This is a genomic window from Allosphingosinicella deserti (assembly GCF_003012735.1).
Lineage (GTDB): Bacteria > Pseudomonadota > Alphaproteobacteria > Sphingomonadales > Sphingomonadaceae > Allosphingosinicella > Allosphingosinicella deserti.
Map to the genome: position 1 here is coordinate 619,899 of NZ_PXYI01000003.1, position 12,299 is coordinate 632,197.

Sequence of the window (12,299 nt, forward strand, 5' to 3'; positions counted from 1 at the left end):
GATTCAACCGGACCAAGGAATTCCAAGGAGATACCATCATGGCAAGCATCGATAGCCGGATCCACTTTCGAGATGTCGCACGGCGCGAGGCCGCGGCCTTCGACGAGTTGGTCAACACCGTTGCCCGATTGACCGCGGTCGAGAAGAAGCGCCCGCTCAGCAAGGCGGAAGCGGCGGAGAAAGCGCGCGCCGAAACGATCATCGAGGAAATCGGCAAGAGCGAGCGCAACAACAACAAGGCGGTCGAAGTCTGCGACCCCCTGTTCGTCGCGACGCGGACCCTGCTCAACGAACAGGCGATGCTGGTTCCCGAACTGCGCTCGCACAAGAACGGACGACTGCTCTTCGATCAACCAAGCCATGCCGACGCGCAAAGCGGCCAGACCAAGGGCTCCTCCGGCGGCGAAAGCCCGTATTCCGACGACGCCGACATCACCCTCGTCGGACTGAGCATCGGCCTCCTGATGCTCGAGGCGGCCGAAGCGCCGCCGGTCCGGATCGTGCCGCAGGCCACCACCCGGACCGGCGCCACGGTTGCTGCCGGCACCAAGGGCAACGGATCGACCCTTTATCCCGACACGAGGCACCCCAATGCGCGGACGTTCACGCGCGAATTCTTCCGCGCCTTGGGCGAAGCGCGCAGCTACTTCCCGTTAGCCGAAAAGGTGCTCACCATCCTTGCCATAGAAGGCGATCCCGACGGCCGCCGTGGCGCCGACCCGCAATGCGGTGCGGAGGAGTTTGCCCGGGTGATGAGAGGCCTTGCCGACGCCAACGTCTCGGACGAGGAGCCGCAGCTCCGCCGAAAGGTGAACGAGGCGCTCGATCGGGTCCAGAATGTCGGCGGCGACGATGAGATCGGCGACAGCATCATCGATCTCCCCGATCTGGAGGAGATCGTCGACGAGAACATCATCGCAGAGAATGTGCGGGCGATGGGGCCAATGATCGTCTCGGCGATGTTCGACGAGCTGAAGGTGTTCCAGGTCGTCGACCGGATCGTCGAGCAGTTCCAGCAGGGCATGCTGCCGATCGGCCCGGGGCGCGCCGGCAAGGCGCTGTACCGTTACTGGCGCGAGGCCCCGAACCGGATGAGCGAGCAGGAACGGCGCAACTTCGCTTCGATTACGCTGGGAATCCCCGGCGGCAATCCCAACGGGATGATCAACAGCGAGTTCAACGATCTGTGGCTGCGCTTCGTCTCGTCGGTCTCGTCCTTCATCCGCCAGAACGAGGTCGACACCCTACTACGCTCGGCGACGCCGAGCCCGATCAGCCATCAGCAGGTGCGCAAGGCGGCGCGCGATCTCGCCGCCAATCTTTCCCTGCACGGCTACGGAATGGCCCATTTCGCGGCACGCGAAGTGCAGTCACAGATAAAATTCATGATCGATTTGCTCCAGGATCCGGAGATCCGCGGATCCTATGGGGCCCGCGACATGTGGCAGGTGGTCGATCAGGTCGCCACCTACGAGCTTGGCGGCGCCAAGACGAGCTCGCGCTATCGCACCCTGGCGACCTGCGGCACGATCATCACCGCGTGGCTGGCCAACAACGTCGCCCGGATCAACCGGACGACCGGCCCGCTGATCGACATCGATCAGGTGCGTAACCCCGACGTCGCCGAAAACCACAAGGCCACCCGCAACCCGACCGATTACGATCTGGTCAATGCCTGTGAACTCTGGCTTGCCGACACCGCCACCAGCGATACGCGGGTCGAGGAAATGGCACAGCCAAGAGAGGCTCCGCAGATGACCTCCAAGCCGATCCCGATCCCGGCACTCGCCCGCGACATGCTCGACGGCATCGGCGACATCGGGTTCGGCCTCGGCGGCGAGTCCCGATCGGCGTTCGCTCGGAACGGTGCCAAGGCGGGGGCCTATTGAACCGGCGTCCGTCCCCTCCAGCTTTTCAGGAGAAACCCAATGCGGTTTCAGACACAGAGTGAGCCAATGGTGGCGCGGGTCGAGCGGCGGCTGCGGTCGGCAGCCCAGTCGCTCGGTACCGCCGATCCGTTCGCACCGTCGCGCGACCTGTTCATGCGCACCTTCCAATATCCGGCCGATGATCCGCGCTATCGCAACAATGCGCTGATGCCGATGGCGGCGCCGTTCGAACCGAGCTTCTCGGAGACCCAGCCGAACAACCTTCGCTTCACCATCGAACCGCTGCCCCCGGAGGCGGGATCGATCGATCGGCGCGATGCCTCGACCCACGAGATGCGGCGCCTGATCGGGAATTTTCTCGGCAATGGTCCGCTCCACTGGTTCGACCGAGCAAGCGAGCCGTTCCGCGGCTTCGCCAGCGGCGGCAATCTCGATTACGGCGCCTTCTTCGGTTCGAGCTTCGACCGAAACGGCCTTTATGCGTCCAAAGTCTATTACGAGCTGCCCGGCGGCGCGGGGCGGATCGACAATCTGCCGGTCGGCCTGCACCGCATCGTGATGCCCGCTCTGCAGCTGGTTCCCGGTCTGAAGCCGTTGTTCACCACCCTGTCCGCGCAGCGCGACATGGGTGGCCAGCGCCTCACCTTCGCGTGCACCGAAGCGCTGAAGCTCGCCGATCTTCAGCCGGTTCTCGATGTCCTCGGTCTGGGCCATCGCCTGCCTGGCATCATGCAGCTGATCGGGCTTGTGCTCGGCGGGCGCTTCGAGCTTCCCGAACATGGCGCCTTGCTCGCCTTCGGAGACACGCCTCACGGCCCCGATTTCGAGATCTACGTGCTCCTCTCCGCCATCCCCGACGTCCCGCCGAGCTTCCTCAGCCTGCTCACCATGGGCCTCGCCGAGCGCCCGCGCGGGCTCGCCGCGCTGGAGCGTTGGATGAGCGCGTTCACGCCCGAAGACGCACACTGGCCGGGACGCTTCTCGATCGTAAGTCTCAGGACCGATGCCCACTCGCCGCCGCGGGTAAGTCTGTATCTGCGCCCGATCGAGTTCGAGCTTCCGCCGGAGGCCGTCGCCAGGGCCGCCTGAACCGCGCCGATGCCAACCTCGAGCCGAAGGGCCTCAAACATGTACCCCGCAGCACCCATCCGTCAGCCGCCCGCAAGCTCCTTGCCGCCGCAGCCGGCGCCGGAGGTCCGGCAGAGCGTCGCCAACCTCCTCACCCAGTCGGAGGCGTTTCGCAGAATGTCGCCGGCCGACCAGCAGGACATCGCGCGCAACACCGCGTTGATCGCCGACTACCTCGCCCGTCCGGAGGGAATCGAAGGCAATCGCATCCCCGGTGGCCTCGGCACGCCTGCGCAGAGCCTGGCCGACAAATCGGCGAGCGAGGCGAGTTGGGGCGAACGCCGGGATGCAGTCGACGCGATCGGCGACGCCGGCTTCAAGGCCAATGCCGCGCGCGAGGGGGCCAAGGTCGCCGGCGAGCTGCTCAACCAGGTCAAGTTCCCGACCTTCGTCTCCGGCCTGATCCAGGGGGTGTTTCAATCGATCACCGACAGCTCGATCCAGCAGATGGAGGCCTATCAAAAGATGGTGGCGGCGGTGGCGACGTCGCTCAAGCAGTTCATGGACGACAACGTTTCCGAGAACCAGGGCCGCGACCATATGGTCGAGCAATTCCCCGATTTGTTCGAGATCGGCTTCGACGACATGTCGGACGAGCCGGGGCCGCGCCTGCAACTGCGCGAGGGTGTCGACGAGTCGGAGGCGCTGAAGAAGGTCAACAACAAGCTCGAATTCGCCGACGGGCAGATCAAGAGCCTCGATCTCAGCGATGCCAATGCCGAGCGCGCGATCATCGAGCAGGCGCGGATGCAGCTGGCCCGACAGCGCCAGCAGCTGATGGCGAGCATTGTCCTGATGGGCATCAACCGGATCGTCGTCACCGACGGCAAGATCAGCGCCAAGATCATCTACGACGTCAAGGCGCAGGACAGCTATGCGATGCGCCGCAGCGCCAGCGCCGTCGATCTCGCCCGCGACAAATATGGCAATGTCCAAACCACCTATGCCGGCGAGGGCAAATATGATTCCGGCGCCGACGTGACCTCGAGCCGCAGCAAGGACAGCCGCGATTACGATGCGAGCTATTACGCGAAGGGCGAGTACAAGTACGAGAACAAGCCGATCATCACGGCCCAGACCGCGGCGTCCGAGGCCTCCAATGCGGCGATGCAAACCAAAATCCAGCTGTCCGGCGCCGTCGATGTGAATTTCAAGAGCGACTATCTGCCGCTCGAGAAGATGGCGACCCCGCAGATGATCGCTGCGATCCAGGGCAATGCGACGCCGGCCGATCCCAATGTCGTGCCGAGTGCGAGAACCGCGCCAAGCGCGCCTGCCGCGGCGCCGGCAACCACGCCCGCCCCTGCTCCAGCGGCTTGAGGGAAGACTCGACATGGCCTCCCTGCATCAATCTGCCCGCGCCAATCCGCCGCCGACGACCAGCGCCGAAGCGCTGGATGCAACCCGGCCGGAGGTACGCCGGCTGCTCACTGCGATCCCCGCCTTCCTCGGCTTGCCCGACGACGAGCGGAAGCGGATCGCTGCCGACACCGTCCACGTCTTGTCCTACATGGCCGATCCCGGCGGCGTGCAGGCGGAAATTGCCGAGCGTGAGGCCAAAGGCGATCTGCCGCGCTCCGGCGCTCTCGCTGCGGCGCCTGCCGCGCGGGCGCTGGACGAAAGCGCGACGGAGGCGACCAAGCGGCAACTCTCCAAGAGCCCGGGCTTCGCCGGCAAGGATTTCCAGGCGGGTGCGGTCCGCCAGGGGGTCGAGCAATTCGGCGAGATGGTCCAGAAGGTCGACTTTCCCAAGTTCGTTGGCGGCCTGATCAAGAACGTCTTTCAGGCGATCGTCGAAAGCTCGATCGAGCAGATGCGCGCGTACGGCGAGTTGATCGCCAATGTCGCCAAGACCACCGACCAGTTCATGCGCGACAATATCGGCGAAGCGGCCGGGCGCGTTTACCTGGCCGACGCCTATCCCGACGTGCTCTCCGTCGACATCGGCGCCACGTCGGACAGCTTTGCCGAGGGCGACGGCGCGGAGCAGCCGCCGCCACGGCTGCAGGCGACCGGCGACGACGCTGCGGTGCGGCTCGCCGAGATCAGCCGCGAAATGAACGTCAATCCGCCGGTCACCGACCTCAGTGACGCCAATGCCGAACTCCGCCTGGTCACGGCGGCGCGCCTGCAGATGGCGAAATCGCGCCAGCAACTGCTCTCGTCGATGGTGATGCTCGGCATCAACCGGATCGTGGTCACCGACGGTTCGATCACCGCCAAAGTCGTCTTCGACATGCGCGCAAGTGACAAGGCCAAGCGTCACTACACCGCGTCGATGCACGACCGGGAGTCGCAAAAGTATAAGGAGAAGCTCAACGCCGAATATGGCAGCTGGTACACGCCCTACAGCGCCTCCGCCTCGTTCGAGGGCGAACAGGAACATGTCGCCACCGTCGGCTCCGCGGTCGACGAGAACAGCGAGTCCAAGGCCGAGGTCAAAGCCAAGCTGTCGGGCGAAGTGCGCGTCAATTTCAAGAGCGACTATCTGCCGATGGAAAAGATGGCGACGCCGCAGATGATGTCGGTGATCCAGGGCAACAGCACGCCGTACAATCCGAACACGCCGCCGCCCGCCGCCGCTGGGGCGGGCTGACCGATGGGCGGGGCCCTCATCGCGCCGGTCGCGGACGCACTCGTCGCTTCCGCGCTCGGGCTCGGCGCGCAACTGGTTGCTGAGGCCACGGTCCCCGGACTCGCCTTCGCGCTCGACGAGCTCGGCGACATCGACATTCCCGATCCGGTCGCCGCCCGCATCGACAAGGCCCAGCTGCGCGCGCTCGCCACCCTGTATCTCGCTGCGGATCTCGAGCCCGCGGGGATCATTCCTGCCGTCGAGACTCTGGCCGCACTGGCCGCGACGGGCGCGCTCCAGGTCGATCTCGGCGCCGCCGAGAGCCTGGTTGCCTCCTGGTGGCGCGCCCGCAACGACCGTATTTCCGAGGTCGAGCGCAACGCCTTCTTCTCGCGCCTGTTCGGCACCTCCTCGGGCCCGGTCGCGGCCGACGCGGACCGTAATTTCCAGTTCGAGGACGGCATGCTGGAGCTGTGCGAGTCGCTCTACAAATTGGACGAGCTGGGTTCAGACGATCCTTATGGAGGCCTCGCGCAACAGGCACGCGTTCGCGCCGGCGCGCGTGCGCTGATCGCGAACCTCGGCGAGGCAAGCAGCGGCAGCACCGCTTTCATCGCTCAGGAAGTGGTCGCGACCCTGAAGGATGCCTTTGCAATCGTCGGTCACGCGAGCCTTCGCGGCGCCTTTGCGGCGCGCGACCTTTGGGGCGTGGTCGACGGCATCGCCCGCATCGCGCACAAGAGCTTCAGGCGCGCCGCACCCTATATCCGGCGCGGCAAGGCCGGCATGATCGTGATCTCCTGGCTCGCCGAGGTTTCGGAGCAGATTGGCGAATCCGGTCCTTTGGTCGAGATCGGCCATCCGGTGGTCGGCTCGGCAATCGACTGGATCGAAGCAACGCTCGACATCGGGGAGGCGCAGAGCAGCGCCCCGGCCGCTCCGCGTGCGCGCGGACCTGCCCCCGCAGCTTCGCCCTGGTCGGCCCTGGGCGCCTGACATGGCCACGGCGGCGCCTCTTCCGCCTCCTCGCCCGAGGCGCGCGGCGGCGTCCGCCGTGCGGGACGAGGTGCGGCACGGCGTCCGATCGCTGCTCGCCGCGCAACAGGGCTTCAGCGCGCTCGATCCCGAGACCCGGCGCGATCTCGCCGGCTCGCTGGTCAAGATCGGCTCGGCCGCACTCGCCAACGATGAGTTAGCTCGCAGGCCGGTGCCACGGCGCCCGATGGGGACGGCGCTCAACGCAGGTTCCGAATTCTCCGGAGTCGCCACCGATCGCGTCGCCGGCACCACCCAGGCTGTGCTCAACGCCGTTTCCTTCCCGCGCTTCGTGACCGAGCTGATTACCGGCGTGTTCAAGGCGATGAACGACTCCAACCAGCAGCAGATGACCGCGTTCGTCGATCTGATCCGCAACGTCGCCCAGACGACCGAAGGCTTTGCCGATGCGAATGTCGGCATTGCCGGCGCCCGCGCCTGGATCGCTGAACGCTTCCCGACCGCTTACGCGATCGAAGGAGCCGAAGACGAGGAGCCAGAGGATCTCTCCGGGCTCGATCCCGAGGAACGGCGGCAGCGTCAGGCCGAGATCCAGGCCGAGCGCGACGCCGCGACCCGCCTCGTCCTCCGTCCCGGGGCGAGCCCGCCGAGCGAAGCGGCGTTGCGTGCGGCGTTCGAGCTTCCGGAGGAAGAGAGCATCTCCGGCGGCAATCCCGAGGCGCTGGTGCCGCTCGCCCGCCAGGTGATGGCGCGCGGCCGCCAGCAGCTCCTCGCCACCATGATCCAGATGGGTTTGCAGAGGATCGTCATCGAGAGCGGCCGGCTGAACGCCTCGATGCGGTTCCACATCGATGCGAGCAGCGCTGCCGCGCAGGATCGCGGCTCGCAATTCGACATGCGCAACACCACCGAAGTGGGAGTCAACGGCAAGGTCGGCATCTGGGGCGCCGAGGCCAAGATGCAGAACACGATCGGCTATGTCAGTACCGATCGCGTCCAGACCAACGAGGAGATGAACACTTCGGTCGATCTCGACAGCGCCGTCGAGCTGATCTTCCGCACCGATTACGTCGCACTTGATCGCCTCGCGGGCGGGCCCGCCCAGGAGCGGATCCGAGTCAATTCCCTCAATCCGGAGGCGGAAGCGGCCCGTGCGAGCCAGGAACGCACCGCTGCCGCGGCGGCGCGCCGTGCCGATCGCATCGCCCGCTCCGGCGACCTCAACACGGCCCTCCGCACCCCGCCTGCACCGCCTGCAATGGCGCCGCTCCCGGCGCGATCTGGCGGCGCGGGGTCGGGCACCGGCACCGGGACGGGCACGACGGACACGAGCAGCCCTGGGGCAGGGGGCACCACGGGCGCAGGCGCAGGCACAGGTACAGCGGGATCGGGGACCGGCGCGGGCAGTACGGGTTCTGGAGCGGGCGCCGGCACGGGGAACACGGGGACGGGCACCGGGGGCGCTTCGACCGGTACGGGCGCCGCGGGAAGCGGGGCCGGGGGAGCCCCGACAGGGACGGGAGCCGGTGCGGCCACGGGGGGCGCCCCGGTGCGGCCCTAGCCCAAGCCTCTTCGCCGCGGCGCACGGAAGGAGGCGGGACCGTCGCGCAGTGTTGCGGTTCGAATGCAGACTTAAGTCTGGCGTCACCAGGCCGGGAGCAGCGTGCTACACGGTCGATCGCAACTCGATCGCGGCGCGGGCATTCTGGTGTCGGCCCTACCAGCGCGGACCAGGGGAGGAAATATGCGGCAGGTCTTCGAACGGCAGACGATCAAGCGATGGCGATCGATCCCGCTCGCGCTCGCCACGATCGGCGTGCCCGCAGCGGCGCAAGAGGCCGACCCCACCGCCTTCGCCGGTGCCGCGGAGGTGCAGGCGCAGATCGCCGACATGGAGAAGGCGATGAAGCCGGACCAGGGCTTTTCGTGGCGCCCGCTCGTCCGCAACGGCGAAACCGTGGCTGCACTCGAAATCTGGAAGAAGGCGGGCCGTCCCGCTGTCCACCCCACCGAAGCCGAATATGCGATCGTCATCGCAGGGCAGGGAACTCTGGTTTCCGGCGGGACCCTCGTCGATGCAAAGGTGTCCAGACCGGGCCTGACCGAGGGCAGCCGTATCGAAGGCGGCACCACGCGTGGGCTCAAGCCGGGCGACGTCATGCTGATCCCGGCCGGAACGCCGCACTGGTTCGGGATTACGGACGACAGGCTGGTGCTGCTCGGCACGAAGGTCCCGGTGGCGGCCGGCGCTCCGAGATAGAGCTATGAGAGGAGCAATCGTCGTTGAAGCGGGTGTCCGAGCACACTCATCGCAGCAGGTTGGTGCGGGCCAGGTCCACGATCTCGTCGCCGCGGCCGTTCATCACCGCCTTCAGCACATAGAGGCTGAAGCCCTTGAGCTGCTCGGCCGTCACCTTCGGCGGCATCGCCAATTCCTGGCGGGCGACGACCACGTCGAGTAGTGCCGGGCCGGGGCTGGCGAGAATGTTCGCGACTGCCGCCGGCAGCTCTGCCGGCTTCTCCACCCGCACGCCGTGGATCCCGACGGCACGGGCCATGGCGGCGAAATCCGGGTTGCGCAGGGACACACCGGTTTCCAGCAAGCCGGCCGCTTTCATCTCCATTTCGACGAAGCCCAAAGTGCCGTTGTTGAACACGATCACCTTCACCGGCAGATCGTGCTGAACGAGCGTCAGGAAGTCGCCCATCAGCATGGCGAAGCCACCGTCGCCGGACAGTGAGACGACCTGGCGCCCCGCATTCGCTGCCTGCAACCCGATCGCCTGGGTCATCGCGTTCGCCATCGAGCCGTGCACCCACGATCCGATCAGCCGCCGCCGGCCGTTCATCCGCAGATAGCGTGCCGCCCAGATCGTCGGTGTGCCGACGTCGGCGGTGAACAGGCAGTCCTGCGCGGCTGCCTCGTCGATCAACCTGGCAAGATATTGCGGGTGGATGGGGCCCTCGGTGGGCCGGTCGACGGCGAGCGAGTCGAGATCCGCCCGCGCCTTTCGGTAGTGCGCGAGGCTGTCGTCGAGGTGTGCGCGATCGGTTTTCCGGTCGAGCCGCGGCAACAGCTCGCGAAGGCTGTCGCCGACATCGCCGACCAGACCGAGATCGAGCGGGCAGCGGCGGCCGAGATGATCGGGCCGGATGTCGATCTGGGCGATTCGGGCGCGCTCGGGATAGAATTGGCGGTAGGGGAAATCGGTGCCGAGCATCAGCAGCATGTCGCACCTCAACATCGCGCGATAGCCCGACGAGAAGCCGATCAGCCCGGTCATGCCGACATCGAACGGGTTGTCATGCTCGACGAAGTCCTTGCCGCCGAGCGCATGGACGATGGGTGCGCCGAGCGCATCGGCGAGTTGGAGCAACTCGGCATGGGCGTCGCGGCAGCCGCGGCCGCAGAGCAGGGTGACGGAACCGGCCTCGTTCAGCATTGCCGCAAGGCGATCGAGATCGTCGTGCGCCGGAACGGTGCGGGGGCGCGCCGGGACCAGCCCGGGTGCCGGCGCAGCTTTCACCTTGGGCGCGTCCTTCAGCGCAACGTCGCCGGGGATGGTCAACACCGATACGCCGCCTTTGCCGATTGCCGCCCGGAGCGCCAGTTCCAAGGTCCGCGGCATTTGCTCGGGGCTCGAGACCATCTCGCAATAATGGCTGCAATCGGCGAACAGCCGCTCGGGCTTGGTCTCCTGGAAATAGCCGCTGCCGATCTCGGCGCTGGGTATCTGCGCGGCGATCGCCAGCACCGGGGCGCCGCTGCGGTGGCAGTCATAGAGGCCGTTGATGAGGTGCAGGTTGCCGGGGCCACACGATCCGGCGCACACCGCCAGGCGGCCGGTGACCTGCGCCTCCGCACCGGCGGCGAAAGCGGCTGCTTCCTCGTGGCGCATATGCACCCATTCGATCTTGCCGCGGCGGCGGATCGCCTCGGTGAGGCCGTTGAGGCTGTCGCCGACGATCCCGTAGACCCGCTCGACTCCGATCTCCTCGAGCATTTCGACGATCATCTCGGCAACGTTCATCCGCCTGTCTCCCGTTACAGCTGTCCCGGCCGCATGCGGCGCGAGGCCGGCGTGCGCACCGTATGATCGCTTTAGCGAAGCGATCCGGCCGTTGCGACGTCAAGCCTTCGCCTTGACGTGAGGTTCCAAGGCACACCGATGCGGCGCGTCGACTGTCGGTATGGTTTACAAATCTTTAACGGCCGGCGGACGTGAGCCGCGGAAAACCGCCATTGGCCCAGCTCTTGCTACGTTTGCGCCATGCTCAGCAAGTTCGCGCGCCTGTTCGTTATCAAGACCCGCTTCGAAGCCTTCGCGATCATCTATGCGCTCGCGGTCGGCGCCGTGACCCGCGGCTTCGTCTACCTGCAGACCTATCCGGGGATCCCGGGCTATTTGCTGTTCGCCGCCTGCACCGGCGCCGTATTCATGGCCGGCGGCAAGCTGCTCGACGCGACGCGGGGGCCCCGTCATCGGCGATCGAGCTTGCGCCGCGTAGTGCTGCGCGCGCGCACGTTCGGCTGAGCAGAGTCCTTTCTCAAGAGCTTCGCCGAAAGTTGGCGTGAAATCCCAAAATTCGGTAGCGAGATGAGGGCGGGGATTACCTCACTGGCCGCATCTTTGGCGGAAAACCGCCATTCCTGAGACTTGGCACACCCCTTGTAATCATGTCGGCAACCCGCCCCGAGCGGCCCGAAACATGATCAAGGGAGCCACGCCATGTTCGACATCGACAATCTGAAGCAGGGTGCGATCGCCGCTGCCGCCGCCATCGTCTTCACTGCCACCGCCGTCGGCGCGGCCGTCGGTCCGGCCCGGATCGCCGAGACCTCGGTGCCGAACAGCCAGGTGCAGGTTGCCGCGGTCGAGGCGCAGGGTGCCGTCCGTGGGTGAGCCGATCCATGTTCGCCGCGACGAGCTGGTCCCGATGCCGCCGCCGCGGCCCGCGCGTCCCCAGCCGCCGCAGCGGCCCGGAGCGCCTCGCCGGCCGGAGCCGCTCAGCCTCTCGTTCAAGGATATGCCGATGAGCATCTTCACCCGCACCCGTGACATCGTCGCCGCCAATTTCGGCGATCTGCTCGACAAGGCGGAAGACCCGGCGAAGATGATCCGGATGATCATCATGGAGATGGAAGAAACCCTGGTCGAAGTCCGTTCCTCCGCCGCTCGCACCATCGCCGATCAGAAAGAGATGCGCAGCCAGATCGCACGGCTGGAGAAGCTGCAGGACAGCTGGACCGAGAAGGCCGAGCTTGCGCTGTCCAAGGGTCGCGAGGATCTCGCCAAGGGCGCGCTGCAGGAGAAGCGCAAGACCGCCGACCTCGCCGAGAGCCTGGCCCAAGAAATCGAGATGCTCGACGACGGGCTGCGGGCCTCCGAGACCGACATCGCCAAGCTGCAGCAGAAGCTCCGGGATGCGCGGGTTCGCCAGAACGCCATCCAGAGCCGCTTCGAGAGCGCCCAGAACCGGGCTCGGCTGCGGGAAATGTATGCCGGGCCGAAGGTCGACGAGGCCTTTTCGCGCTTCGACATGCTCGAGCGCCGCGCCGATCTCGCCGAAGGCAGGGCCGACGCGCTGGCGCTTGCCGCCCCGCAGCAAACCCTGGAAGAAGAAATCGCCGAGCTGCGCAACGCCGAGAAGGTCGATGCCGAGCTCGCCGCAATGAAGCAGCGGCTCGCCGCCGGCCGGGAAGGCTGAGC

General features: G+C 66.6%; 11 protein-coding genes. 10 read left to right on the forward strand and 1 reads right to left on the reverse strand.

Features of this window, described 5'->3' with window-relative positions:
• Positions 1 to 38: 38 nt before the first annotated feature.
• From C7I55_RS11190 to C7I55_RS11220, 7 genes are all read left to right on the forward strand, one after another.
• Positions 39 to 1,889, forward strand: coding sequence for a hypothetical protein (locus C7I55_RS11190; RefSeq protein WP_106512989.1), 1,851 nt, complete (start codon positions 39 to 41; stop codon positions 1,887 to 1,889).
• A 39-nt stretch (positions 1,890 to 1,928) separates the two neighbouring features.
• Positions 1,929 to 2,978 (forward strand): hypothetical protein, encoded by a 1,050-nt coding sequence (locus C7I55_RS11195; RefSeq protein ID WP_106512990.1) that lies wholly within the window; start codon positions 1,929 to 1,931, stop codon positions 2,976 to 2,978.
• Positions 2,979 to 3,017: 39 nt separating this feature from the next.
• On the forward strand, positions 3,018 to 4,337 hold the full coding sequence (locus tag C7I55_RS11200; protein ID WP_106512991.1) for a hypothetical protein: 1,320 nt from the start codon (positions 3,018 to 3,020) through the stop codon (positions 4,335 to 4,337).
• A 13-nt stretch (positions 4,338 to 4,350) separates the two neighbouring features.
• Positions 4,351 to 5,613, forward strand: coding sequence for a hypothetical protein (locus tag C7I55_RS11205; protein WP_106512992.1), 1,263 nt, complete (start codon positions 4,351 to 4,353; stop codon positions 5,611 to 5,613).
• 3 nt (positions 5,614 to 5,616) lie between these two features.
• Entirely contained in the window at positions 5,617 to 6,588 is a 972-nt protein-coding gene (locus tag C7I55_RS11210) for a hypothetical protein (protein ID WP_106512993.1), read from the forward strand.
• A gap of 58 nt (positions 6,589 to 6,646) precedes the next feature.
• Positions 6,647 to 8,149 (forward strand): hypothetical protein, encoded by a 1,503-nt coding sequence (locus C7I55_RS11215; RefSeq protein ID WP_146150997.1) that lies wholly within the window; start codon positions 6,647 to 6,649, stop codon positions 8,147 to 8,149.
• Positions 8,150 to 8,332: 183 nt separating this feature from the next.
• Positions 8,333 to 8,848 carry a cupin domain-containing protein gene (locus C7I55_RS11220; protein WP_109043772.1) on the forward strand — a complete coding sequence of 172 codons (516 nt, stop codon included), beginning with the start codon at positions 8,333 to 8,335 and terminating at the stop codon, positions 8,846 to 8,848.
• A gap of 46 nt (positions 8,849 to 8,894) precedes the next feature.
• Here the strand turns inward: C7I55_RS11220 and poxB are convergent, their stop codons facing one another.
• Positions 8,895 to 10,619 carry a ubiquinone-dependent pyruvate dehydrogenase gene (poxB, locus tag C7I55_RS11225; protein WP_106512995.1) on the reverse strand — a complete coding sequence of 575 codons (1,725 nt, stop codon included), beginning with the start codon at positions 10,617 to 10,619 and terminating at the stop codon, positions 8,895 to 8,897.
• 240 nt (positions 10,620 to 10,859) lie between these two features.
• Between poxB and C7I55_RS11230 the strand changes: the two genes are divergently transcribed.
• The 3 genes from C7I55_RS11230 (at position 10,860) to pspA (ending at position 12,297) form a co-directional block, all read left to right on the forward strand.
• Complete coding sequence (locus tag C7I55_RS11230; protein WP_233222159.1) at positions 10,860 to 11,123, forward strand: hypothetical protein; 264 nt, start codon at positions 10,860 to 10,862, stop codon at positions 11,121 to 11,123.
• Positions 11,124 to 11,318: 195 nt separating this feature from the next.
• The gene (locus C7I55_RS28120) at positions 11,319 to 11,492 is read left to right on the forward strand and encodes a hypothetical protein (protein ID WP_158266386.1); all 174 of its coding nucleotides are present in this window, start codon (positions 11,319 to 11,321) and stop codon (positions 11,490 to 11,492) included.
• Between the two features lie 130 nt (positions 11,493 to 11,622).
• Positions 11,623 to 12,297 carry a phage shock protein PspA gene (pspA, locus tag C7I55_RS11235; RefSeq protein WP_106513222.1) on the forward strand — a complete coding sequence of 225 codons (675 nt, stop codon included), beginning with the start codon at positions 11,623 to 11,625 and terminating at the stop codon, positions 12,295 to 12,297.
• Positions 12,298 to 12,299 lie beyond the last annotated feature (2 nt).

What these genes read in the sequence shown, in the direction of transcription:
- C7I55_RS11205 (WP_106512992.1), top strand. Translation starts at nt 4,351, where the DNA reads ATGGCCTCCCTGCATCAATCTGCCCGCGCCAATCCGCCGCCGACGACC.
- C7I55_RS11230 (WP_233222159.1), top strand. Translation starts at nt 10,860, where the DNA reads ATGCTCAGCAAGTTCGCGCGCCTGTTCGTTATCAAGACCCGCTTCGAA.
- C7I55_RS11190 (WP_106512989.1), top strand. Translation starts at nt 39, where the DNA reads ATGGCAAGCATCGATAGCCGGATCCACTTTCGAGATGTCGCACGGCGC.
- pspA (WP_106513222.1), top strand. Translation starts at nt 11,623, where the DNA reads ATGAGCATCTTCACCCGCACCCGTGACATCGTCGCCGCCAATTTCGGC.
- poxB (WP_106512995.1), bottom strand. Translation starts at nt 10,619, where the DNA reads ATGAACGTTGCCGAGATGATCGTCGAAATGCTCGAGGAGATCGGAGTC.
- C7I55_RS11195 (WP_106512990.1), top strand. Translation starts at nt 1,929, where the DNA reads ATGCGGTTTCAGACACAGAGTGAGCCAATGGTGGCGCGGGTCGAGCGG.
- C7I55_RS11200 (WP_106512991.1), top strand. Translation starts at nt 3,018, where the DNA reads ATGTACCCCGCAGCACCCATCCGTCAGCCGCCCGCAAGCTCCTTGCCG.
- C7I55_RS11220 (WP_109043772.1), top strand. Translation starts at nt 8,333, where the DNA reads ATGCGGCAGGTCTTCGAACGGCAGACGATCAAGCGATGGCGATCGATC.
- C7I55_RS28120 (WP_158266386.1), top strand. Translation starts at nt 11,319, where the DNA reads ATGTTCGACATCGACAATCTGAAGCAGGGTGCGATCGCCGCTGCCGCC.
- C7I55_RS11210 (WP_106512993.1), top strand. Translation starts at nt 5,617, where the DNA reads ATGGGCGGGGCCCTCATCGCGCCGGTCGCGGACGCACTCGTCGCTTCC.